Origin of the sequence: Streptomyces sp. NPDC002698 (genome assembly GCF_042888945.1) — a bacterium.
Taxonomy (GTDB): domain Bacteria; phylum Actinomycetota; class Actinomycetes; order Streptomycetales; family Streptomycetaceae; genus Streptomyces.
Window position 1 is genome coordinate 1 of record NZ_JBIAQM010000064.1, and the last position, 22,887, is coordinate 22,887.

General features: G+C 67.3%; 14 protein-coding genes and 5 pseudogenes. 11 read left to right on the forward strand and 8 right to left on the reverse strand.

What is annotated here, in order from left to right; all coding sequences use genetic code 11:
- Window positions 1–125: 125 nt before the first annotated feature.
- Window positions 126–1,214, reverse strand: coding sequence for a transposase (locus tag ACFYW9_RS39855; protein ID WP_389159911.1), 1,089 nt, complete (start codon window positions 1,212–1,214; stop codon window positions 126–128).
- A gap of 994 nt (window positions 1,215–2,208) precedes the next feature.
- Between ACFYW9_RS39855 and ACFYW9_RS39860 the strand changes: the two genes are divergently transcribed.
- Window positions 2,209–3,711, forward strand: coding sequence for a S1 RNA-binding domain-containing protein (locus tag ACFYW9_RS39860; protein ID WP_389159912.1), 1,503 nt, complete (start codon window positions 2,209–2,211; stop codon window positions 3,709–3,711).
- A 43-nt stretch (window positions 3,712–3,754) separates the two neighbouring features.
- On the opposite strand, the pseudogene ACFYW9_RS39865 reads toward ACFYW9_RS39860, so the two are convergent.
- Window positions 3,755–4,153 (reverse strand): annotated as a pseudogene (locus tag ACFYW9_RS39865) (exonuclease domain-containing protein); the annotation flags it as partial.
- A gap of 142 nt (window positions 4,154–4,295) precedes the next feature.
- Between ACFYW9_RS39865 and ACFYW9_RS39870 the strand changes: the two are divergent.
- Window positions 4,296–4,445 (forward strand): annotated as a pseudogene (locus tag ACFYW9_RS39870) (Hsp70 family protein); the annotation flags it as partial.
- An 88-nt stretch (window positions 4,446–4,533) separates the two neighbouring features.
- Here ACFYW9_RS39870 and wecB read toward each other — a convergent pair.
- From wecB to ACFYW9_RS39885, 3 genes and pseudogenes are all read right to left on the reverse strand, one after another.
- The gene (gene wecB, locus ACFYW9_RS39875; protein WP_389159913.1) at window positions 4,534–5,418 is read right to left on the reverse strand and encodes a non-hydrolyzing UDP-N-acetylglucosamine 2-epimerase; all 885 of its coding nucleotides are present in this window, start codon (window positions 5,416–5,418) and stop codon (window positions 4,534–4,536) included.
- Window positions 5,419–5,467: 49 nt separating this feature from the next.
- Window positions 5,468–5,695 (reverse strand): annotated as a pseudogene (locus ACFYW9_RS39880) (winged helix-turn-helix domain-containing protein); the annotation flags it as partial.
- Window positions 5,623–5,844, reverse strand: a complete 222-nt coding sequence (locus ACFYW9_RS39885; RefSeq protein WP_389159914.1) for a helix-turn-helix domain-containing protein — start codon at window positions 5,842–5,844, stop codon at window positions 5,623–5,625. The gene ACFYW9_RS39885 and the pseudogene ACFYW9_RS39880, both read right to left, overlap by 73 nt.
- A 293-nt stretch (window positions 5,845–6,137) precedes the next feature.
- On the opposite strand from ACFYW9_RS39885, the gene ACFYW9_RS39890 reads away from it, so the two are divergent.
- A complete protein-coding gene (locus ACFYW9_RS39890) occupies window positions 6,138–7,469 on the forward strand; it encodes a lanthionine synthetase LanC family protein (RefSeq protein ID WP_389159915.1) in 1,332 nt (443 codons plus the stop codon).
- A gap of 7 nt (window positions 7,470–7,476) precedes the next feature.
- On the opposite strand, the gene ACFYW9_RS39895 is transcribed toward ACFYW9_RS39890, so the two are convergent.
- Window positions 7,477–7,794 (reverse strand): hypothetical protein, encoded by a 318-nt coding sequence (locus ACFYW9_RS39895; protein ID WP_389159916.1) that lies wholly within the window; start codon window positions 7,792–7,794, stop codon window positions 7,477–7,479.
- A 481-nt stretch (window positions 7,795–8,275) separates the two neighbouring features.
- On the opposite strand from ACFYW9_RS39895, the gene ACFYW9_RS39900 reads away from it, so the two are divergent.
- Window positions 8,276–9,814, forward strand: a complete 1,539-nt coding sequence (locus tag ACFYW9_RS39900; protein WP_389159917.1) for a gamma-glutamyltransferase — start codon at window positions 8,276–8,278, stop codon at window positions 9,812–9,814.
- A gap of 501 nt (window positions 9,815–10,315) precedes the next feature.
- On the opposite strand, the pseudogene ACFYW9_RS39905 reads toward ACFYW9_RS39900, so the two are convergent.
- Window positions 10,316–10,673 (reverse strand): annotated as a pseudogene (locus tag ACFYW9_RS39905) (transposase); the annotation flags it as partial.
- Between the two features lie 229 nt (window positions 10,674–10,902).
- On the opposite strand from ACFYW9_RS39905, the gene ACFYW9_RS39910 reads away from it, so the two are divergent.
- From ACFYW9_RS39910 to ACFYW9_RS39940, 7 genes and pseudogenes are all read left to right on the forward strand, one after another.
- Window positions 10,903–15,453: a DNRLRE domain-containing protein gene (locus tag ACFYW9_RS39910; protein ID WP_389159930.1), complete on the forward strand. Its 4,551-nt coding sequence runs from the start codon at window positions 10,903–10,905 to the stop codon at window positions 15,451–15,453.
- 1 nt (window position 15,454) lies between these two features.
- A complete protein-coding gene (locus ACFYW9_RS39915; protein ID WP_351875417.1) occupies window positions 15,455–15,901 on the forward strand; it encodes a hypothetical protein in 447 nt (148 codons plus the stop codon).
- A gap of 153 nt (window positions 15,902–16,054) precedes the next feature.
- Window positions 16,055–16,984: pseudogene (locus ACFYW9_RS39920) on the forward strand (IS701 family transposase).
- A gap of 403 nt (window positions 16,985–17,387) precedes the next feature.
- The gene (locus ACFYW9_RS39925; protein ID WP_389159918.1) at window positions 17,388–18,995 is read left to right on the forward strand and encodes a glycosyltransferase family 2 protein; all 1,608 of its coding nucleotides are present in this window, start codon (window positions 17,388–17,390) and stop codon (window positions 18,993–18,995) included.
- A complete protein-coding gene (locus ACFYW9_RS39930) occupies window positions 18,992–19,972 on the forward strand; it encodes a glycoside hydrolase family 26 protein (protein ID WP_389159919.1) in 981 nt (326 codons plus the stop codon). Before ACFYW9_RS39925 ends, ACFYW9_RS39930 begins: the two co-directional genes overlap by 4 nt.
- Window positions 19,969–21,621 carry an ArnT family glycosyltransferase gene (locus tag ACFYW9_RS39935; RefSeq protein ID WP_389159921.1) on the forward strand — a complete coding sequence of 551 codons (1,653 nt, stop codon included), beginning with the start codon at window positions 19,969–19,971 and terminating at the stop codon, window positions 21,619–21,621. Before ACFYW9_RS39930 ends, ACFYW9_RS39935 begins: the two co-directional genes overlap by 4 nt.
- A 178-nt stretch (window positions 21,622–21,799) precedes the next feature.
- Complete coding sequence (locus ACFYW9_RS39940; protein ID WP_389159923.1) at window positions 21,800–22,474, forward strand: hypothetical protein; 675 nt, start codon at window positions 21,800–21,802, stop codon at window positions 22,472–22,474.
- A gap of 11 nt (window positions 22,475–22,485) precedes the next feature.
- Here the strand turns inward: ACFYW9_RS39940 and ACFYW9_RS39945 are convergent, their stop codons facing one another.
- Complete coding sequence (locus ACFYW9_RS39945; protein WP_389159925.1) at window positions 22,486–22,848, reverse strand: transposase; 363 nt, start codon at window positions 22,846–22,848, stop codon at window positions 22,486–22,488.
- Between the last annotated feature and the right edge of the window lie 39 nt (window positions 22,849–22,887).

A 22,887-nucleotide genomic window follows, 5' to 3' on the forward strand; every position in this document is an offset into this window, starting at 1 on the left:
ACCGCCCGCTGGGCATCAGTGACCGACAACGGCGGAATCCTCGGACCCGGACGACTCATGCCTGACCAACGACGAATCTCTGACTCAGGTCACTACCGGTAGTTCGTTAAATCCGGCGGTAGAGGTCAACGTCGTGTCCGGTGGTGACCGCATCGATGAGGGCCTGGAGCTCGGAGGGTGGTCCGTGTCGGTCCATGCTTGCCACCATCGGTTGAGGGTGACGGCGGGGGTGAGCCAGGAACGGATGGATCGTAAGGCCCTGGGCCGGCAAGGCTGTTGGCGCTGGTGGGACGGGGCGGGTCCCCCTCTCTGGCCCCTCGCCGGGGCACGGATCCGGCGGGGTGACATCCAGGGGTCCCGGCGGGGTGGGGCAGGTTGGTGGCCAGGTACCAGGTGGCCTTCTCCGGCAAGGTGGCTGGATCGGTGGTGGCCACGACCAGCCGGCAGGGTGCGTCGGGGCCGTAGCCGCCCAGGAGGGCATCGGCGGCCCACCAGGTCTCGGTGTGCCCGTCGCAAAAGTGACGCTCCACGGATGTCCAATCACCTGGATGCCTGGCATCGCACCAGGTCAGGGCATGTGCGGCGTCGATGGGGGTGTGGGGCTGGCCAGCCGGGGCCCAGATACCGCGATGCGGTTTGAGGGCTACCACGTAGGCCAGGCCAGCCGCTCGCAGTGCGCGATACCAGGTGTCACTGACCGAGTAGGCGCAGTCGGCGACCACCGTTCGGCAGCCGAAGCCTGCCTCCTTGCCTTGGGCAGCGAGGGCAGCGAACAGTTGAGGTTTCGTGCGGAAGGCCGGATCGGACCGGCCGCGGGCGAAGTGGTGGGCGGGAGTGTAGGGAGTCGCGTGCAGCGGGTAGTACACGCGGCCGTCGGTCCACACCGTGGTCACCGTGACGATGCCGTTGTCCGTCTTGCCCAGCCGGCCCAGCCACTGCCGACCCACGTTGGCGGTGGCCGTGCCGTCCTTGCGGTCCCCAAAGTCGTCGATCAGGATGACCCCGCCGTCGTGCGGAGCCGTCGCCGACTGCTCACGTAGCAGTTCAAGCCGTCGGTCGTTGACCTGCTCCACCTCCCAGGGAGACTCGGACAGGAAGAACTGCAGCCGCTGCACTCCCAGCGTGCCCGCACCCGCCACCGGCTCCGCCCCTGCCAGGCAGGTGATCGTTCTGTTCCGTTCCTGCGGCGCCAGCAGCCCGGTCAAAAAACTCACGAAACCCCCGTCGCTGTGCCAGGCTGAAGAAGAGGTCGTCGAACCGGGCCGCGTACTCCTCCAACGGCCCCGGCGGGCGGACACGGACGGCGAGCGGTCATCTTCAGCCCCCAGCAAGGCAGTTGACTCTTACCACCGGCCTACGACCAACCCGTCTCTCCGTCAACCCACGCCACTGCCGGATTTAACGAACTACCGGTAGGGCGAGTACGGGCTCCACTGTGTTTCGGCGTCGGCGTCTCCGGGCTGGCACCGAAGCATGGTGGAGCGACGGTTTCGCGGGGAAAGCACGCATCGTAAATGCGTCTGCTGCGCTCGGGGACAGCGAACGGTCCCGCCTGATCCAGCCCGGCTGGTACAGCCACTCAGCACTCCGGCGAACAGCTCTGCGAGAGCATCTCAACGACGTCAGGAAAGTGATCGAGGGGATCGACCGTGCCAACGACTGACGCAACCGAAACAGCCCTCCGAGCGGCCTCCGAGCGCCTGCTCCGAGGAGAGTCCACGCGTAGCAACGGCTCTTTGACCGTCGCCTCCCTCGCAGTCGAGGCCGGGGTCAGCAGAGCGAGCGCCTACCGCCACCCTCATGTCCTGACGGAGTTCCGGACCCTCGTAACTGATCGAGAAGCAGCAGCCACGCTCTCGACCTCGCTCCGGCGGGAGGTCCAGACCCTGAAGTCAGCCGAGCGTCGGCTCCGCCAAGAACACGCGCGCGAAGTGCGGGAGCTACGAACCTCGATCAACGTCCTCGCACAGCGGGTGCAACTCCTCACGTTGGAGAACCAGCGTCTCTCAGAAGCAGCCGCCCAGAGAAATCGCGTCACCCGCATCGATCTCCGCTGAAGCGCTGAGTCTGCTGCGGCACGCTGTCCCGCTTGCAGAAGGTGATCTCGATGGCCATCCTCGAAGGCGGCGATGCGCCGGCACCCGCCCCGCGCTCCCGATCACGAGATCGACCGCTGAGTGCGCATCGTCAACTACCACGGGGAGCAACGTGCCGCCTTTCGTCTACCGGATCACCAAGTACGACCCTGCCGACCGCGACGAACACGGCAGCTACATCGGCGCTGAGGACTCGACCAGCGACCACGGACCGGTCGAGGCTGCATATCTGCAGGTGATCGCCGCCTTCGCCGAGGACACCGGCATCGACCATCTGGCCATCCGTGAGCCGGGGATCTCCTCCGGCTTTGCCCACTTCGGCCTGGAGCCGGCGATCGACGGCCACGGTCTTGCCGGGCTCTTCCCACCCGATCTCAGCGGGTTCCACGACGGTGCCGAGGTGCCTCTCTCCCTCGGCCTGGAGCTGGTCAGGGTCATGCTCCGCGACAACGGTGCCTGGTGCCGTCTGGAGGCAGAGGACAAGTTCGACGTGCAGGTCGATTGGGACCAGTACGTCTACGTCAGCAGCGACCAGCCCTGCGAGCGCGCCGTTGCCCGCGCCCGGGCTCTCGGTCTCTTCCCGGAGCGGCTGGATGCCTCGCCCTACGACGCGGACTTCGACGAGCCCGGCGTGCAGCGGCCCGCCGACGAGGACTTCTGGGCCCTTCTGCGCTGCTCCATCGCCATGCGGCGCGCAGCGATATTGGAGGAGGGATACCTCCACAATGCCTCCCGCTGGCATCGCCTCACCGAAGACACCCTCGACGCGGTACGCGCCCGGCTCACCCCGCGTGCCCAGTTGACCGTCTGGCCGGACCTGTCCACCGATGTCGACGCGGTCCTCGCCTCGCTTCCCGACGAAGGTCCAGTGGAGTTCGTATGGGAGGACGAGAGCGGGGCCATCTCCAGCATGATGGCCGACGAGTCCGAGTACCAGGAACTGGCCGCCCGGGTGACAGGTGCCCGTGCCGCTACGGCCCTGTCCTTGGCCCTCGACGAACGCCACCCGCTGTTCACCGCGGTCCTGCCCGACAGCGACGGTGTTCTGCGCGCTCGGTGGAGAACCGATCCGACGCCGAGCGACCGGAACTGGGCCTTCCTGAAGACTCTCCACCGCGGGCAGATCGTCACCGGCACGGTCATGAAGATCGCCGGCTTCGGCGTCACCTTCGTGGACATCGGCGGCTTCACCGCGATGATCAACATTCCAGAGCTGTCCTGGAGGCGCATCGATCACCCGTCCGACGTCGTCACCGTCGGACAGGAGATCTCGGCCGAGGTCCTCGACGTCGACATGGTGAGAGAGCGCGTGCCGCTGTCCTTGAAGGCATTGCAGGACGACCCGATGCCGCAGTTCATCCAGCAGGTCGGCCAGGTCGTGACCGGTGTCGTGACCAAACTTGTGCCGTTCGGCGCCTTCGTTCGCATCGAGGACCGAGAGGACGGCCTCGAGGGACTCGTACACAACACCGAGTTGTCCGAAGACCCCGTTGCCGACCCGGAGGACGTCATTCAGGTCGGCGCCTCTCTTGCCGTGAAGATTCTCGGCGTCGACCCCACCCGGCGGCGCATCACTCTGTCCCACCTGCAGGCTCTCGCGCACGGAGGGACTTGACCCGTCCGAGTTGTCAGCCGCGCGGGATGACCGGCCAGGCCGACTCCACAACCGGCGCGGAAACGGCACCCAGTCGCTCACCGAGCGGCTCCAACCCGTACCGCCGGCGCTCACGGTCCAGCAGTGACAGGTCGTAACGCGCGTTCATCACGACCAGAGGTGTCCCTGCGTGCAGGACCTCTGCGACAGCATGGGTGATTTCCTCGATGGCGAGCACGCCCGGGACCCTCTGCTCCCGGGCGTGCTCCGTCGAGATGCCGTGGATCGCCGCGGCCTCTTCGGGTATCGCCACCCCGGGGTCGAGCAGCCAGGTCCGTTCCGTCGAGATGGCCCCGTCCAGCTCCAAGCGCACGACCGCCACGGTGACGACGCGGTCGGTCTCGATGTCCGTGCCCGTGGTCTTCAGGTCGAAGGCCGCCAAAGGCCCAGTGATCCAAGTCATCACGCGGCCCCACTCCAGCACGGGGCGTGTTCTACATGGCGCGGGCCGCTTGCGGCGGTCGCTGCAAGCGTTCAGCGGCCAGGCCGGTCAGCAGCAGTCGTCATCTGACTTTGGTCTTGAGAACCTCCTCCGACCCGCGAAAATGCGGGCCTCCGAGATCGCCGATCTGAACGTGCTGCGCCTGATCGATGAACCGACCGCTGCGGCCCTGGCGGCCGGCCGCGACAAGGACAACTCGACGCTGCTGGTCTTCGACTTGGGCGCGGGCTGTCTCGACGTCTCGGTGCTGGAGATCGATGAAGGCCGCGTGTTCGCCGTGGCTGTCAGTGGCGGCGACCGCATCGGCGGCGAAGCTGCCCGGCGCGAGCACGGCGGCCGGATCATGCGTGAGCGTCAGCGAGTTCTGCAGGCTGCCATTCCGAGGGCCGGTCGGCGTGGCCGAGCAGCCACCCGCACACGGCGGCGCAGCGTTCGCCGGCGCGGCCGTCCCCGTAGGGATTCGGGTATGCCCGGGGCTGGTCGTAATCACCGGTGTCGCGGTGTTCGCGGGCAAGTTCGTCTTCCGCTGCCGCCACGATGTCTATTTCCTGGGTTCCGACCAGCCGGGCCACCCGCTGCTGCAGTCTTTCGGCCCGTTCGGTGTTCTCCCGTGTGACGAGGACGGGCAGTCCGAAGGCGGCTGCCTCTTCCTGGATTCCGCCGGAGTCGGTGATCACCAGCCGGGCGCGGCTGAGCAGTCGGCTGAACGGGTCGTATGCCACCGGGCCGGGCAGGAGCACGTTCGGCAGTCCGCGCAGTGCGGTCTCGACCGTGGAATGCACCACCGGGTTCATGTGGGCCGCCACCAGGAAGATCAGCTCCCGGTGCCGTCGGCTGAGTTCGGCGACCGCTCGGCAGATTCGCCTGATCGGTGCTCCCCAGTTCTCCCATCGGTGGGCGGTCACCACCACCAGGGGTGCTCCGAGTTCCTCTGTTTTTCGCACCAGCGGGTCTCGGGCTACTGCTGGGCTGCGTCCGGCCAGGACGACGGCGTCGATGACGGTGTTGCCGGTCACCATGATCGCCTCGCCTGTCAGTCCGTCTTTTCGGAGGTTGGCCTCCGCGAGGCGGGTTGGTGCCAGGTGCAGCGCCGATACCTGGGTGATCATCCGTCGGTGCGCCTCCTCGGGAAACGGGCTGTGCAGGTTTCCGGATCGCAGCCCCGCCTCGACGTGCACCACGGGGAGGGCCGAGAGGAAACCGGCCAGTGAACCGGTCCTCGTCACGTTCCACGGCCCGTCTGGCCGGCACCTGGTAGGAGAAGCCGTGCCGGATCAGCAGCTTGCGTACCCCTTGCAGGGTGTAGCTCTTGTGGAAGCGCCGCCCGATCACCGTCTTGATTCTCGACAGGGTCCACCGCTGGTCCGGCCGGCCGTGCGTCACCGGTCCCTTGACCAGCTCGGCTTCCAGCACCGCGAACTGTGCCTCGCTCAGCCGTGGAGGCGAGGCCGAGCCGGCCGAACGCAGGGCCCACGTCCGCCCCTGGACCACGTCCGTCGCCACCGTTGGACCGAGCGCACGCTGACCCGTGACTCCTTGGCCATCGCTGAGCTCGACTCGCCCAAGGCGAACCGCTCGGCGGCCTCCATCCGGATGCCTTCGCGGAACTGCCCGTGCTCACCGCTCGGGCCACCGCCCTGCGCGTACCTCATGAAGACGGCGTACCGCGAGGATCAAGCTCTGCCAGCACCTACGACAACCCGAGTTCAACCGCAGTAAGTCACCGGCATTGCCGTTGGCCCTGGCGTCAGCGCAGGCCGCGGTCCCGTTGCCGCCTGGAGTGAGAACGGTATTGCGCGTTGCCACAGACCATCAGGCACAAGATGACCAGGCGCAATACCCAACTGCCGTGCCCGACAACGGGCTTCATTCTGAAGCGACCAGGACGCCACGGTCCCCGTCCTCGCGATCTCCTGGCCTTTTCGGGTGGATGTATCGTCGCTGGGTGGCGACGAGCAAAACGTACAAGCAGCTGGGCGAGGCGGCATGGTCGTGGGTGCTGGACCAGGTACGCGAGGACGAGGGCCCGTGGCTCCCGGAGACGGTGTCCGGGGACGGCCAGGACGTGACACCGGCGAAGGACCGCGACTCGCTGTACTCGGGGATCGCGGGCCTGGCACCGGTACTGGTGGAGATCGCGCAACACCGTGAGCTGACTGAACGGGAGCGGGTCCTGGCCGACGGGATCGTGACCAGGCTGTCGGCAGAGGCCGAAGGGCGTGTCGAGCCGTCGTTGTACGACGGGCTCGCCGGTGACGGGACGGCACTGCGTCTGCTCGCGCCGGGCGTGGAGTCCGTCGCCCTGCGGCGGCTGGACGATCTGACGACCTCCGACGGCTGGAGGACGACCCTCGAGTTCGAACCGGACTCCGACGCCCCGCTGAACGACATCATCATGGGTACCGCAGGCGTCGTCATGACGGCGGTCTGGGCCGGGGGAGAGTTCGCGGACGCGATCGCCACAACGGGTTGCGAGGCACTGCTGGGCGCGGCGGACCGCACGGAAGCGGGCCTGGACTGGGGCATCGCGGCGAATACGCAATGGCGGGCGCCCAACTACTCCCACGGCACCGCCGGGGTGGCCGCCGCGCTGGCCGTGGCGGGCGCGGCGCTCGACCGCGGCGACTTCGTCGAGGCGGCGGTCGCAGGCGCTCAGCACGTCCTGTCGGTGGGTGTGCTCGACAACGGCGGCTTCGTCGTACCGCACACCATCCCGCCGTCGAAGCGAGAGGTGGAGCCTCTCACCTACACCTGGTGTCACGGCCCGGCGGGAACCTCTCATCTGTTCTCGGCGTTGTCGCACGCCGGCGTCACGGAGGTGGCCGGATTCCAGGTCGACGAGCTGCGTCGGCGTTGTCTGTCCTCCCTCCTCACGTCGGGCATTCCCGAGCGGCTGCGCCCCGGATTCTGGGACAACGACGGCCGGTGCTGCGGCACGGCGGGGGTCGGCGACGTGCTCCTGGACGCCGCACAGGACTACGCTGACACGGACTGGGCGGAGACGCTTCTGCGCGGGGCCCACAAGATGGGTGACGCGCTTGTGGAGCGGGCGGTCCAGGACGAGTCGGGTGCCCGCTGGCGCTTTGTGGAGTATCGGAGCGACAAGCCCCTGCTGCCACCCGGCACCGGGTGGATGCAGGGCGCGTCGGGCATCGCGGCCTTTCTTCTGCGCCTCGCCCGGTTCATCGAGACAGGTCCAAAAGCTCTTGTAGTGGACCGGCCGGATCAGTGGTGGGCCGTGCCCGACGATGTGCGCTTGACCGCTCAAGAGATCTGAGTTTGTTTTAACCACCGGCGTTTGGCGGGGGCGCGGCAAGTGTGACCTGGGCGGTCCAGGACCCGGGTTCCCGGGGCGGATCCCAGGTCACGTCGACGTGTACTTCGTGGAAGTCGTGTGCGAGTCCCGCCACCATGGCCGCCGCGGCGGCCCGTGCCTTGGCTGGGCCGGCGTTGACCGGAACGTCGGCGAGGCGCCCGCAGAGCATCCCGTCTTCCAGGGTGAGGACACTGTGGCACCAGCCTTCCGGTGTCGCGAGCAGCACGATGCCCTTCGGCATACCGAAGGGCGATCGTCTCTTCGTCTCCTGCTTTCGCCTCGCCATGGAGCCATCCAACCTCGTCGGCTTCCTGGCGGTTCAGGCGGGCGGGGCTTCAGGTGCCGCGGCGGGGCTTGGTGCCGATTTTGTGGTGGGCGGGACGGCTGAACGCCTCGCCGGTGGCGAGGACCCGCCCGACGTTGTGGCGGGTGGCCGGTCGCTAATGGGGCCCTAACCAAGGAAAACCTGGCCCGCGAGGTTCAGGTCATCCCCCGTGGGTGGGGGGGAGGGGAGGGAGGCTTTCGCGAACCGGACGAGCCCGCTCATCCCCACGTGCGCGGGGAACAGGTTTCTTGACCTGCGGCTCCAGGAGAGGCGAAGGCGGTTGGTGAGCACTTCCGCAGACTCCAACAGTCAGGGCGTACAGACAGCCAACGATCACCGCATGCGTCACTCCTCGACCAAAATCTCCCAGTGCCCGCTCTCCTCACCGACCGCTCGGCCAAAAGCTGCGACTGATGTCCGTACCCCATGACAGGCTGTCGGCGTGATCATGCAGCCCCCTCACGACGCGGCCGACTTCGCCTTCAGCCCGACCGACGCCCTGGACGTACCCGTCGTCGTACGCGACTTCAGCTCGCTGCGGCGGCCCTCCGAAGCTCTGTGGAGGGGTGCCACCCAGCCGTGGCCGGGGGTGGCCGACATGCCTTCGTACGGGACCTACCTGGCGACCACGACCTGGCGGCAGGTCCTCCTCGCGGCCAAGGGCGTCGGGCGCGACCTGACCCCGTGGCTGCGCCGCACCCCCTGGCTCGCCGTCAACGAGCTCATCTCCCGTACCGCCCCCCTCCAGGCCTACCTCCAGCTCAAGGACGTGCCCGCACCCGCGCCCGCGGCTGGCCGCAGGCTCTTCGTGAACGCCCTCTACCAGTACGGCAGTGAGCGCAGCGCCCACTCCGCCTTCGGCTACCACTTGGGCATGACGATGGCGCACTGGCTCTGCGCCGGGATGGCCGGCCTGGGAAGCACCTGGCATCTCGAAGCCCGAGGTCCGGGCGGCCTGCCCGGCTTCACCGACCCGGCTGCCAAGCTGCCCGACCTGTGGGGCAACCACCACGCCGCCGGCCTGCCCTGGCTGATCGAGGCGAAGGCAGCCCGTGCACTCGGCGCCGGCGTGCTGAAGAACGGGAGAATCCAACTGGACGGTGGCAGCGCCCTCATGCCCGGCATGGCACACCGGCAGGTCCTCTGCGGCACGTCGCTGCCCGGCAATAAGCCCGGCAAGTGGGAGCAGGACCACCTGTTCCTGGCCCTGCATACGGCCCACCCCCACGGCGGGCCGCAGACCGGCGTCTCCCCGGCCGGCAGTCCGCAAGGCGACGCGGAGGATTACGTCGCCGATGACCCCGAGGCCCTGATGGCCATCACCCGGCAGCAGCTCCTGACGTACCAGGCCTTGGCCTTCGGGGCCGTGGAGCAGCGGCGCGTCGTCCCGATGCGCCGTGACCGTACGGATCGCGGGCGTCACCGCACCGGTTCCCTGACTCTGCTGGAACACGACGAATCCACCACCGGCCTGCGCCGTCGGCTGCGCGCACAGCAGGTGGACACCGAGGGGAGCCTGGCGTCGCACACGGACGCCACCGCGTTCATCGCCGCCCGCATCCCCGGCACCGGCATCCACCTCGGTCTCTCCCGCCGCCTCTACGCAGCGTGTGCGGCCCTGCACCTCCAGCAGACCGATATGCCCGACACCGTGGCCTTCGCCGACGGCCCCCGCCTGAACGACCCCGGCTTCGGACAGGACCAGGAGGACGACGAGGCCCGCGAGCAGTACGCGCGTCGGGCTCGCCAAGCCCACTACGAGCAGGAGCAGCGGTATCGGACGCGCGTTCGTGAGGCGGTCAGCACGGCCTTCCGGCTGACTGAGGAACACCTGGAGGACAGCTCGCTCACGGGCCCACGTCTTCCCGTACGCGTGGACGACCCCGACAAGCCCCTGCTCCTCGAAGCCGCCACAGCAGAGAGTTACCTGGCCCTCGAGCCGACCGACCCCGTCCTCTCCACGGCGGGCCGCACCGCCTGAGCTTGTTCGTCGTCTACCAGGATCTGTCAGGCCCGCCGATGGCCTCCGGGGGCTCGGGGGCGTTTGCTGGTCTGGCCCACGTCGTAGTGGATGGTGGGCAGTTGGCTTCCAGGCCGGCCGCGCCCTGTACGGTCCGCACCCCGGCGAACTCCGCACGCCCGGCCCGGGCGTGACGTGCCGCTTCTACTGCTCCGGCGACACACCCTGACCACCGCCACACACTGGCTGCCGCCTTGACCACGAATGCCGGCGAGCCGTCGGCCTGCTGACCGGCACCGGCTCGCCACATCTGCCCTCGGTGGCCATCGCGCGACGTCGGCCGACCATACGCGAGGCAAAGCTCTGGTCAGCAGTGATCGCAGGAGGCAGACCCGTGCCGTTTTGTCGGGTACCCCGCTCAACGGCGGCACCAGCGAGAGGGCGATGACCGGCCCGGACCACGCAAGAGGGTGAGCTGCAAAGGTTGTGGCCCCACATCTCCTGGAACTCCAGGAACCGCTCGGCGGCCGCGGTATAGGCGAGATTGAGGGCCTTGATGCCCTTGTCCCAGTTCTGACGGGCGGCGTAACGGAACGAGTTCCGCAGCAGATGCACCACATACGTCTGGACGATCGTGCTGGGCCAGACGGCCTCCACGGCATCGGGAAGGCCTTTGAGTCCGTCGCAGACCAGCATCAGCACGTCGTTCAGGCCGCGGGTTCTTCAGCTCGGTGAACACGTGCAGCCAGTACCTCGCGCCATCGCCGCCGTCGCCGGCCCAGATGCCGAGGGCATCGCGGGTGCCGTCCACGGTTACGGCCATCGCCATGTAGACCGGTCGGTTCGCGACCTGTCCGTCCCTGATCTTGGCGTTGGTCGAACTCCCCTGTCCGTGGCTCGCGTTGACGTCCCGGCGGTCGAGGCGCATCGAGCAAGTAGGGGTCACCAGAATCGGAATTAGATACTCCGATTGCTGCCTGACCTGCACGAGTCCTAAGATCGGCCGATCTTCAGCCGATGCGACCAGAAGGTTTTCTGTGCACCACTCCGTGTCGTCCGCCGTGCCCTCAGCCAGACGAAGACCCCGATGGACCCAACGAGCCTTGACGGTGGCCCTGCTGGGCGCTCTGGTGTGCGTCCCGCTGCCTGCGCTCAACGAGCCTGCATTTGCCGAGGACGCCACCCCGGCTGCTGACACCTCAGCGGCACAGCAGGTGCCCGGTGCCCGAGCCGAGATCGTGTCCGAGCGCACCGAGTCGACTACCACCTGGGCCAACGGTGACGGTACGACCACGGTGGAGGCGTACACCGGACCGATCCGGGTCAAGCAGGCGGACGGCAGCTGGAAGCCTGTCGACACCACCCTCGTGGCCAAGAACGGTGTGGTGCGGCCCAAGATGGCAGCCGCCGACATAGCCTTCTCCGGCGGAGGCTCCGACGAGCCGCTGGCCGAGGTCTCCCGTGGTGGCCGCACGCTCGGCCTCGATTGGCCGGACAAGCTGCCCGAACCACGTCTAAACGGCCCGACCGCCGTATATCCCGACGCTGTGGACGGCGGTGACCTCGTGGTGACCGCTCTCAAGGAGGGCTTCTCCCACTCCGTCGTCCTCAACCAGCGCCCCGACGGGCCGGTCAGCTACCGGCTCCCGATCTCGGCTGACGGCCTGACCCTGCACGAGACCACCGACGAGCGGCTGCGCTGGAGCGACAGTAGTGGCCGTACGGTGGCCACCGCGCCCGTACCGGTGATGTGGGGTGCGGGAGAGAAGCATGCTTCTGGTGAGCCCGAGGACCTTGCGGCCGTCGATGTCACCATTGACCGAGATGACGAAACCGGCGATCAGGTTCTGGTCCTGAAGCCCGACGCGGAGTTTCTCGCCGACCCGACGTTGGAGTATCCGGTCACCATCGACCCGACCGACTCGCTTTTCGGCCCGGTCACCGATACCTGGATTCAGTACGACGACTACCTCACCTCGCAGCGCGGTTCGACCGAGTTGAAGGCCGGTACCTATAACGGTACCGAGAAGGCACGCTCGTACCTCAAGTTCGATGTGGCGAAGTACGCAGGCAAGCACATCGTCGACACCGACCTGCGTCTGTACTCGTACTACTCGTCCACGTGCAGCACCGCCAACTCCGGCAACCAGGTGCGCCGTGTCACATCCAGCTGGGACCCCTCGGCCATCACGTGGGCAGATCAGCCCGCAACCACCACCAGCGGCGCCGTGACGTCCACCGCAGCCAAGGGCTACAACTCCAGCTGTGCTGCGGGCCACGTTTCTTGGGACGTCGACTCGATCGTCCAGTCCTGGGCCGACGGGCAGGCCAACTACGGTGTGCGGATCGCGGCTGTCGACGAGACGGACCCGCTGACCTGGCGCCGCTACTACTCTGCGAATCAGACGGACGGCTCTCACGACGCCGCCTTCGAGCCCTCGCTGACGGTCACGTACAACTCCAAGCCGGGTACTGCGACGGCTGTCGCACCGCTGTCCGACACCTACACATCGGACACCACGCCCACACTGTCCGCGAAGGCCACCGATGCCGACGGGCAGCAGCTCACACTGAGCTTCGAGGTCTGGGCCGCAGACGGCACCACGGCCCTGCAGTCCGGAACTTCCGCTGCCGTGGCCTCCGGGGCAGTCGCAACCCACACGGCCGTCGCTCTGACACCGGGCGACTACAAGTGGCGAGCCCGGGCCTCCGACGGCACCGACACCGGTGCATGGTCGGCGTGGCAGACCTTCACCGTCGACACGACCGCGCCGTCCATCCCCACGATCACTTCCACGAGTCACCCCTCGGCATCATCCTGGTACAACGTCACCAACTTCACGGGCGCGCTCGCCGCGACAGACGCCGCCGGAGTGATCGGCTACGCCGTCAAGCTCGACCAGAGCCCGACGACCGCCGCCGGCACCGCAGTGACACAGACGGCAACCGCCGTCAGCTGGAGCGGGCGTACCGATGGCACGTGGTGGGTGCACGCCGCCGCCCAGGACAAGGCCGGACTATGGTCTGCGACAAGGCATTCCAGCTTCAACGTCGACACCACAGCACCTAACGCACCGGGCAGCCTGGCCTCCTCCACGCATCCCATGGCGACCAACGCTTACGCCAACCGCACAGCGTCGTTCAGCTGGTCGGCGCCCAGCGACCTCTCTGGCGCCGCCGGATACGCAGTCACGGTAGATCGCGCCGCAAGCACCCTGCCCGCCACAACCGGAACGGTCCAGACGGCAACGAACCTGACCACCACGGTCGACGCGGACGGCACCTGGTACGTGCACGTACGGGCCAAGGACCGAGCCGGCAACTGGTCCACCACTGCCGCGCACCTGCCGTTCAAAGTCGACATGACACTGCCGCCGAGCCCTGTGATCAGCTCGTCCACTCACCCGAACCAGTCGGACGCCTACAAGAGCGGCTCCTTCAGCGCCACCTGGACCGCGCCGTCGGGCGGCGCCGCCGGGTACAGCATCGTCGTCGACGGCACCCCCGACACCGCGCCCGACAGCACGGCCGAGACGACCAGCACCTCGTACACCACGACGTGCTCCGAGGGCACCTGGTACCTCCACGTGCGCGGCATCGACGGCAACGGCACGGGCGGCGCTACCTCGCACTACCGCTTCACCGTCGACACCACCGCGCCTGGCGCGCCGGACGTGACCTCCGCGACCTACCCGACGAACGGCTGGGCCGGCGGCGCGCAGGTGACCGGGACGTTCACACTGACACCGGACGGCACCGACACCCGGACCCTGACCTACAAGATCGACGGTGGCACCGCGCAGAGTGCCACCACCACCGGCGGCCCGGTGACGCTGCCGATCACTCCCACCAGTGATGGCAGCCATCAGCTCGCCGTCACCGCGATCGATCAAGCCGGCAACAGCTCCTTGGAAACCAAGCGCAGCTTCCACGTCGGACAGGCGGCGGTGACCGCGCCCGCCAACGGCGAGGTCCTCATCGGCTCGGTCGACCTGGCGGTCGGCGTCCCGGCCTCGCTGACGGACGTCACCTTCCTCCAGCGGGCCTCGGCCGCCGACGCTTGGCAGGTCATTCCCGCCTCGCAGGTGACCCGTGCCGCCGACGGATCGGCCGTCACCTGGCCGGTATCGCTCAGCGGCGGCTCGGCACCGAAGCTGCTCTGGGACACCTCCTCCCTGTCCGGCAGCGGCGGCCGGCAGATCGGGGCCCGCTTCGGTGGGCCGTACGCACCGCCGGAGGCCGAACCGGTCTCGGTGATCGTCGACCGCGTCGAGGTCATCGAGGGCGGTACGGACGACATGCAGGAGTCGGAACCCGCCCAGGCCTATGCCCTGGAGCAGGCAGAGGCCCGCGCGGCGGAGAGCCCCGATGCCTTCGCCCCGCCCTACATCGACCCGACGACGGGTGACCTGGTCGCGCCGGTCGTGGAGCCGGCCTCGGCCGACGAGGCGTCAGCGCCGATCCAGGTGACCCAAGCCCCTGCCGACGAAGGCAGCGGACTGCCCGCCGAGGACACGGAGGACGGCAGCAAGCCCGACACCGTGACCACCGAGGCGCAGACCCCTGCGCCACCTGCCGACGGTGCCGCGGAGACCACCGGCGAGGAGTCGTTCGCGATGCCCGAAGACACCCCGGAGACCGCTCCCGCACCCGCCGGGCCGACCGTCACCGAGCAGGTCGCCCCGCGCACCGAAGTGGTGGAGCACAGCGTCACCGCGCTGGAGTCGGTGCGTGATGAGGTCCTCCAACTGTCGGAGGCGGAACTGCCCGGCGTGAGCGGACTGCGCGTCGCGTCCGTGGACGCAGCGGAGAACCGTATCGTCGTGGGGACCGAGACGGCTGCCCCGGCGCTGGTCACGGCTCTGGGTGAACGGTACGGCACCGATACCGTGGCTGTGGAGGTCATGCCCGGGGCCGACGCCCTGGAACCGCAGGCGACCCGCTACAACGACACCTCGCCCTACTACGGCGGGGCGCGCATCTACTCTGAAGTGTCCAGAAGTTCTGCAAAGTGGTGCACTGCCGGATTCTCCTGGAGGTACAACGGCAAGTGGTACATGGTGACCGCGGGCCACTGCACCTCCGGCAACGGGACCATCTTGAACCCCAGCCAAACCGACTACATCGGCCCCGTCGTCCGGGATAACTGGAACAACGGGTCCGGCTCGGTGAAACTCTCGGGCCAGAGCTACTACGCGGGCGACCTGGCGTTGTACCGGATCAACAGCGACGACGCCGCCGCGTCGGAGCGGATCTACAAGGGCGGCAAGACCTCCAGCTCGTCGCGGCTCGTCAAAGACCACTGGCGGCGCTGGGCGCAAGAGGGTGACAAGGTCTGCACGGGCGGCATGATGACCGGCGAGCAGTGCGGCTGGACGGTGACCCATACCCAGGCGACCATCCACTACGACAACGGCACGACAGCCAGGAACATGGTCGCGGCCAAGAAGTCATCCGGAGCCTGCACCATCAACGGTGACTCCGGCGGTCCGGTGTACACCGTCAACAGTGTCGGAGAAGCCACCGCCAAGGGCATCATCTCCGGTGGCGGTGGCGGCGGCAGCGACGACAGAGGCGGGACGTTCGACCCGTGCCGTCTGTATTTCACTGACATCGGGTTGGCCAACAGCGCCTTCCCTGGCACGGTAGCGAGGTACTGACATGCGTCGCGCCCTTCTCACAATGCTGCTGGCGGCATCCCTGACCGGATGCTCGCTCCTTGGCCCGGACACGTCGTGCCCCCAGGCCGACGCGGACTCGCAGGTCGCCCTCGTGTGGCGGCCCGCCGACTTCGACGACCAAGGCGCGGTGAGGATCCGACTGTGCGCGAACGGCGCCTGCAAGGAGCGGACATCGGGCAATCCCAACGACCCGTTCGCCACGATGCTGGTCCGACTCCCCGACGACATCGGCGCGTCCATCGTGCCGGTGCGGGTCACCATAACGTCCGTGAAGAGCGGTGAAACGGTCGTCGATGACAGCACCCGGACCAAGCTGACGGAACAGCACCCCAACGGCACGTCCTGCTCACCCACTGTCTGGACAGCGACATTCCGCGCCCATCCCGACAAGGGCCTCACCTCGCCCAAAGGCATAAAGCTCCAGTAGCGACCCCTTGTGCAAGCGCGCGTCCCCCCGGGTTTCCCCCGGGGGGACGCGCGCTTCGCGCCGCTATGAACAGGTTTAGAGGTAATGCAGTTGCCTTTAGTGCTGCAACGGTGTCTACCGTGACTGTTGGCCAGGTTGCTCGTTGGCGTGGTTATGGGTGGGGACCTTGCTGATGTGCGTGTGTGGGCGAGTGAACTGAATGTTGTGCATGGGCGGTTCGTGCACCGTTTCAGCAGGTCGGAGCCGCAGAAGTCGGCTCTGGCCTATATGCGGGGACTGATCGCTCCGCTGCAGCGCAAGAACGGCTGGACGTTGGCCGAGGAAGCCGGTCACGACGGTCCTGACAGTATCCAGCGGATGCTGAACCGGATCGAGTGGGACGCCGACGAGGTCCTGGACGACGTGCGCGGCTATGTCGTCGAGTACCTCGGCAACCGTGATGCCGTTCTGATCGTGGACGACACCGGCTTTCCGAAGAAAGGCGTGCGGTCGGCCGGGGGCGGACCTTGATCGACCGCCGCCTGTATCTGCCCACCTCGTGGACGGACGACCGGGAACGCTGCCGGCGGGCAGGCATCGGCGACGAGGTCGCCTTCAAGACGAAAGTGGCCATGACCAAGGCGATGGTCCGAAAAGCGATCGCGGACCGGATCCCCTTCTGGTGGGTGACCGCGGATGCCGCTTACGGCTTCAGCAAGGGCTGGCGGTTCGAGCTGGAGCAGGCGGATGTCTTCCACGTCATGGCCACCACGAGGCACGACACCGTCGTCACCCGCTGAGCGATCGACCATCCTGTCCATGACCTGTTCCCTGGCCTGCCCCGCCGAGGCCACCCTGGACGAGCTGATCCGCATCGCCGGAAGCAGGTGGGCGGTCGAGGAATACTTCCAGAGCGCGAAGCAGGAATACGGCCTGGACGACTACCAGGTCCGCCGCTACTCCGGCCGGCACCGCCACATGACCCTCGCCACGGCCGCCCACGCCTGCCTCACCGTCCTGCGCGCCCGCGCACTCGACACCGACAAAGCAGAAACGGATCCTCCCCGCTCATCCGCCTCAGCCTCGCCGAGATCCGACGCCTGATCACTCGCCTCACCGAACGCCCAGCCCAGCCGCTCAGCCCATGCACAAGCGTCGTCCGCATCTGTACCCACCTCTTCAGCCGCGCACGGGATCATCTCCTGGCGCAGTCGGCCCGCTCCGCCCGACGGAGCGGAGAGACGCAAGGGCTCCCGGGCGTGCAACAGACGTGAGCAGAAACCGCCTGCTCTCCCTCTCTTCATCTCAAGTGATTACGGAATGGACGCCCGCTGACTACGCCAAAGCCCTGGTCCTCACCCTGGAGGGACAACGCTGAAGACGCTCATTATTTCGAGTTAACCATCACTGCCTTCGACCGCGTTATCCGTGGTGACCGTAGGTCTCACCCTATGGTTCCGGCATATTGGCCTCGACCCCTACGAGGCGGTTGGTGCGGGAGACTTGCATGAGTTCAGTTGAATCCGTCCGTGCGGTACGGTCGGCCGCACAAAACCGACAGGCCCATGAGCGACATCCCCGCGGATCGAGCGACTCGGACCTGTTGCCGGTACCACCGTCGGATTCCGAAAAGTATTCCTATGTCGGCCGCCGCCTATGGGTGTTGACAGTTGCGTCGCTGGTGAGTATCAGCTGCCTCGCCTTGAGCCAGTTCCGACTCTTCTCCTCGGTGCCACTGCTGCGGTTCTTCTACCCGCTTCTGGCATTCACCGTCCTCTACTACCTGATCTCGCTCTGGGTGAACCTGTTCAGCCGCGATTTCGACCTCTCACGCCACCAAAAGCTCGTGGATTCCTGGCGCCCCGATGTCTACCCGTCGGTCGATGTCTTCCTGCCGGTGTGCGGCGAGCCGGTCGAGATCCTGCACAACACCTGGACCCATGTCCGTGCGCTGGCAGCCCACTACCCGGGGGTCTGCGAGCCGTTCGTCCTGGATGACTCGGCCAGCCCTGAACTGCGGTCCATGGCTGATGAGTTCGGATTCCGCTACGCCACCCGCAGCAACCTGGGCTGGTTCAAGAAGGCCGGCAATCTGCACTTCGGGTTCGAGCGGACCCACGGCACGTACATCCTTATTCTCGACGCCGATTTCGCCCCGCGCGCGGATCTGCTCCACGAACTTCTTCCGTATCTGGTGGAAGACGAGCGTCTCGCCATCGTCCAGTCCCCTCAGTACTTCCGTGTGCTGGACGCCCAGAACTGGATCGAGCGGGGTGCCGGCGCCGTCCAGGAGCTTTTCTACCGGGCTGTCCAAGTCTCCCGGCAGAGCAACGACGGGGCCATCTGCGTCGGAAGCTGCGCCGTCTACCGGCGGGCGGCACTGCATGAAAACGGCGGCACTACGCTCATCGAGCACTCGGAGGATGTCCACACGGGCTTCGACCTGCGGAATCTCGGGTGGGATCTGCGCTACGTCCCGATCGCGCTGTCGGCAGGCGTGTGCCCCGACAGCGCGGATTCCTTCTTCCATCAGCAATACCGCTGGTGCGCCGGCTCGATGAGCATGCTGTGCAGCTCCAAGTTCTGGCGGGCGAAGATGCGGACCTCAAGCAGGCTTTGCTACCTGTCGGGCTTCCTCTACTACATCCACACGGCCCTGTTCACCTTCGTCGCTCCCCTCATTCCGATTCTGCTCCTGCTGGCGTTCCCGGAGAAACCCACCGTGGAGACCCTGTGGCTGGTCCTGCCCAGCGTCTTGTACACGACCACTGTTTTCCCTCTGTGGCACAAGGTTCCCTACCGCCTCGAGGCCTGGGCCGCGCGGATGATGTACGGCTGGGCGCACACCTTCGCGATCTGGGACATCCTGCGCGGGCGGCATGTGGGCTGGCAGGCAACCGGTTCTTGCGGCGCGAAGCTCAGCGGCACCAAGCGGCATCGGATCGGCATGTGGTCGTGGGGCGGCGGGACCGCCCTGCTGTGGGTCGGATCCGCCGCATGGCGCACACTCACCCTCGACCCCGTCGATTTCGTCGTTCTCCTCTCGTCCGGACTCTTCTACGCTGCGGTCGTCGCGAGAGCCCTGCTGCAGCCTCGTGCGATGGGAACCCCATGACACGCGCCCTTGCCGTCGTCGCGCTGATGTCTCTCACCGCCTTCGTGCCCGCAGCGTCCGCCTGCGCCCCAACCGCAGCAGGCCGCCATGGCGGTGCCGTGGCGGCCGCCGATGCCTCGCCCTACGACGTAGGCCCGCTGTTGCACCCGTCGAAGAAGTACTTCGGAGTGTCCCGGCCCGAAGCCCCACATTCCATGGAGCCGGTGCTCGACTGGGCTCGGAAGGTCGGCAAACAGCCGAACCTGATCGTCTATTACGCGGGCTGGGGCGACAGTTTCGATGCCTCGGGCACGCGCAACGCCTGGAACTCGGGGGCGATGACAGTCGTCTCCTGGGAGCCGCACGGCACGACGCTCACCCGCATTGCCGACGGTGCGTCCGACAGCTATCTCCGGGAATACGCGAAAGCGGTCCGGAGACTGAACATCCCGATCGCAATCAGCTTCGCGGACGAGATGAACGGCGACTGGGAGCGGTGGGGAACCACCGAGACCACCCCACAGGAGTACGTCAGGGCCTGGCGTCACGTCCACGATGTCTTCGAGGCCGCCGGGGCCACCAACGTGATCTGGACCTGGTCACCGAACATCGTCCAGCCAGGCACGCACAAGGATCTGAGCCCCCTTTACCCCGGCGACGCGTACGTCGACTGGGTCGGTCTGATCGGCTACTTCACCGACTGGGACCCTCACTCCTTCGACGGCCTGTTCGAAACAACCCTGACGGAGCTCGCACGCTTCAGCCGAAAGCCGCAGCTCCTCCTGGAGACCGCCGCCATGCCTGGCCGACACCGCGCTCAAGACGTGCGTGCCCTGTTCCACGGAGTCACCGCCTCCCCCGGCCTCGTCGGGTTCGCCTGGTTCGACCACAAGGCGCGCGCCGACTGGCGGCTGGACGCGAGCCCGGAGGGCGTCGCGGAGTTCCGGCGTCTGAGCGCCGACGACCTCTACGGCTTCGACGTGCGGAGGGTCCGATGACACCCACGCAGCACGGTTCCCAAACCTTCTCCCCCGCCCCCGCACAGGTCGACGACCACCACGCGCCGGCTCACCACCTGCCGAAGGCGCCCACGGTCGCACGGAGCTCGGCCGGATGTCGGCGGCGCACCTGGATCAGCCGGACCGTCCTGCTGACGATCCTGGCTTTCCAGGCGGCACTCTCACTGAGACTGTCGAACACGGTGTTCCAGGACGAGGCTCTCTACCTCACAGCCGGTCGTGCCGAAGTGAGCCACCTGCTCCACGGGACAGCGGTGCAGACCGACTACGCCGCGTACTTCTCCGGCTCGCCACGTCTGTACCCGGTACTCGCGGCCGTCGTGGACAGCCGATTCGGGCTGTCCGGCGCGCGCATGCTCAGCCTGTTCTTCATGCTGGGCACCACCGCGCTGCTGTACTCGTTCACGCGGCGGCTCTTCGGTGAGCGGGCGGGGTTGGCCGCCGCAGGTCTGTTCTCCGTGGTGCAGTCGACCATCGTCATGGGGCACCTGGCCACCTACGACGCACCCGCCGTGTTCCTCCTGGCATCGGCCACCTGGATCGTCGTACGCACCGCTGGGATGTCCGCTCCGAGTGTGCTCCTCGCCGCGCCCGTCGCCGTCCTGGCTGTCGGTGTGAAGTACGCGGCCGGCCTCTACCTGCCCACCATCGTCGCGCTGGCCCTGCTCACCGCACTGCCGCATCGGCGCCGCGGCGCGTTCCTCCGGGCTTTGCTGCTTGTGCTCGGTATGAGTGCTCTGCTTGTGCTAGGCATGTACAGCACCGATCTGTCGGCAGGAGTGCGCCAGACCACGACCAACCGTGAACATGGTTCCGACGGGGCCGTGTTCCTTCTCGAGCAGTCGATCGCGTGGGGCGGACCACTGTTCCTCGCAGCAGTCGCGGGCGGGATCTCGTACGCCCGGCGCTATCGCTTGCACGGGTCACCGTTCGCTCCTGGGTCGAGCGGCCCGGGACGCGTACAGCGGTCGTTGCTCGGGGCGCTGATGTGCGCCACAGCGCTGCTCGCGCCCGCGTATCAAATGCACCTGGGGACGGTCGTGGCGCTGTTCAAGCATGTCGGCTTCGGTCTCCTCTTCGCCGCCCCGATGGCGGGCGTGGGCCTGACACGACTGGTGGGCGCGCACTTTCGCCACACCCACCTCGGTATTGCCCTGTGGTCGGCAACGCTGTGCATCGGTATCTCGCAGGCAGACTGGCGCTTCGCGAGCTGGCCCGACTCCTCGACGATGATCCGAACGATCTCCTCCCACGTGAACCGCAAGGGCCACTACCTCGGCTCGACGCCCGAGGTACCCGTCTACTACCTGCGTGACAGGACGACTCACCGCCAGTGGCAGAGCGTCTTCGGCATGGAGTACACGGACGGGCGCGGCGTCCGCCACACCGGCACCGATGCCTACTGGAAAGCGCTGCGAAACGGCGAATTCGACCTGGTCGTCCTCGACGGGTTCACCAACCCACGGGTGAACGGCGTCATCACGGACGCGCTGAAAGGGAATCCGCACTACCGTCTTCTCGCCGCCCTGCCTTTCCACAGCGCCAGTAACGACGTCCGGTCCCACCTGCTGCGAACCGTGCCTTTCGTCGAGCACAACGGCCACTACCGGATCTGGTTGAAGCGATGAGTCACTTGACCTGGCACTGAAGGGCCGGGGTTCGGGGCTCTGACCGCAGTTGCGTGAAGGATCTTGGAGTCGCTCGGCCCGGTGCGGTCCGTCCGGAGCCGCCTGGTTGGATGAACGCATGACGGATTGGTCGAGGCTCACTGACGCGTGCGGTTCCGCGGAACATGTGCCTGGTCTCTTGGACCGGTTCGAGGCCGACCCGAGCGGTGAGTGGTCCGAGCTGATGGACCACCTGTGTCCGCAGCTGGATACCGCCTTCACCGCCAGCTTCGCAGCTCTTCCGCGTTTGGCCGAGGTCGCGACCGCTGGCAGCCGGGAGACGCTGAGCTGGGTGCTGCTGGCGGCGGGAGCAATCGCTGCCTGTTCGCCTGGGCTGTCCGAGCCCGACAGCCCTCTCACGGTCTTCTCGGCTCCGATTGCGGTTCTGCACGGCCTCACTGATCGCCGCTTGAGCCAGACGGTCGAGGCCGAGGAATACGTGAACCTGCTGCAGACCCTGCTCTCCTTCGAGGGCGTTGAGATCTGGGATCGTTGCCTGGACGGCCTGCAGACCGGGGAATACGAGGTCGACTGCCCGTACTGCGGCGTCGACGTGTTCGTCGTAATCGGGCAGAACGACTTCTTCTGCTGCACCGAGGACTACGCGCTTCGAGAGGTGCAGAAGTCCCCCCTCCAACCGGCGCGAGTGCAGGAGTTGGAAGGACTGCCGCGGAGGTTGTTCACCCGGGCGATGGCGGACGGGCAGGAAGGCCTGGCTCATGGCGTCCGTTACCTGTTCGGGCGAGCCGCTTGTCCGGACTGCGGGACCGACTTCTCGGTGGCCGAGCGGGTGACGGCCGGTTGGAGTCCCTGACCGACCCGGGGCTACGTGCCGGCGAGGATTCGGGTCCGTAGCAGTCGGAAACTGGCTCGTCCGTACATGGCCCTCTTGATCGTCTCAACCCGGTTCACATAGCCTTCGACGACACCGGAGCTCCACTGGAGGGTGAGGCCGGCGGTGACGGCGTCGAGATCCTGGCGGAGGGAGCCGGCGAAGCCCTGCATCGGCTTCGGAGCGTCCTGCTCTGCCTGGCGGATCCACTCCAGAAGAAGGTATCCGCGCCGGTGACGGACGAGATCGGCGAATGTGCGGGCGAGGTCGCAGGCCCGGGTGATGTCCGGGCAGGCGAGCCGGACCTCCAGCAGCCGTTTGTCCTGGCTCTCAGTGAGGGTGATGCGGGGCCGCATGATCCAGGAGGTGATCTTGCGCGGACTGGGATGTCGGCC

What these genes read in the sequence shown, in the direction of transcription:
- ACFYW9_RS39885 (WP_389159914.1), bottom strand. Translation starts at nt 5,844, where the DNA reads ATGAGGTACGCGCAGGGCGGTGGCCCGAGCGGTGAGCACGGGCAGTTC.
- ACFYW9_RS39895 (WP_389159916.1), bottom strand. Translation starts at nt 7,794, where the DNA reads ATGGCGAGGCGAAAGCAGGAGACGAAGAGACGATCGCCCTTCGGTATG.
- ACFYW9_RS39915 (WP_351875417.1), top strand. Translation starts at nt 15,455, where the DNA reads ATGCGTCGCGCCCTTCTCACAATGCTGCTGGCGGCATCCCTGACCGGA.
- ACFYW9_RS39925 (WP_389159918.1), top strand. Translation starts at nt 17,388, where the DNA reads ATGAGTTCAGTTGAATCCGTCCGTGCGGTACGGTCGGCCGCACAAAAC.
- ACFYW9_RS39930 (WP_389159919.1), top strand. Translation starts at nt 18,992, where the DNA reads ATGACACGCGCCCTTGCCGTCGTCGCGCTGATGTCTCTCACCGCCTTC.
- ACFYW9_RS39935 (WP_389159921.1), top strand. Translation starts at nt 19,969, where the DNA reads ATGACACCCACGCAGCACGGTTCCCAAACCTTCTCCCCCGCCCCCGCA.
- ACFYW9_RS39945 (WP_389159925.1), bottom strand. Translation starts at nt 22,848, where the DNA reads ATGCGGCCCCGCATCACCCTCACTGAGAGCCAGGACAAACGGCTGCTG.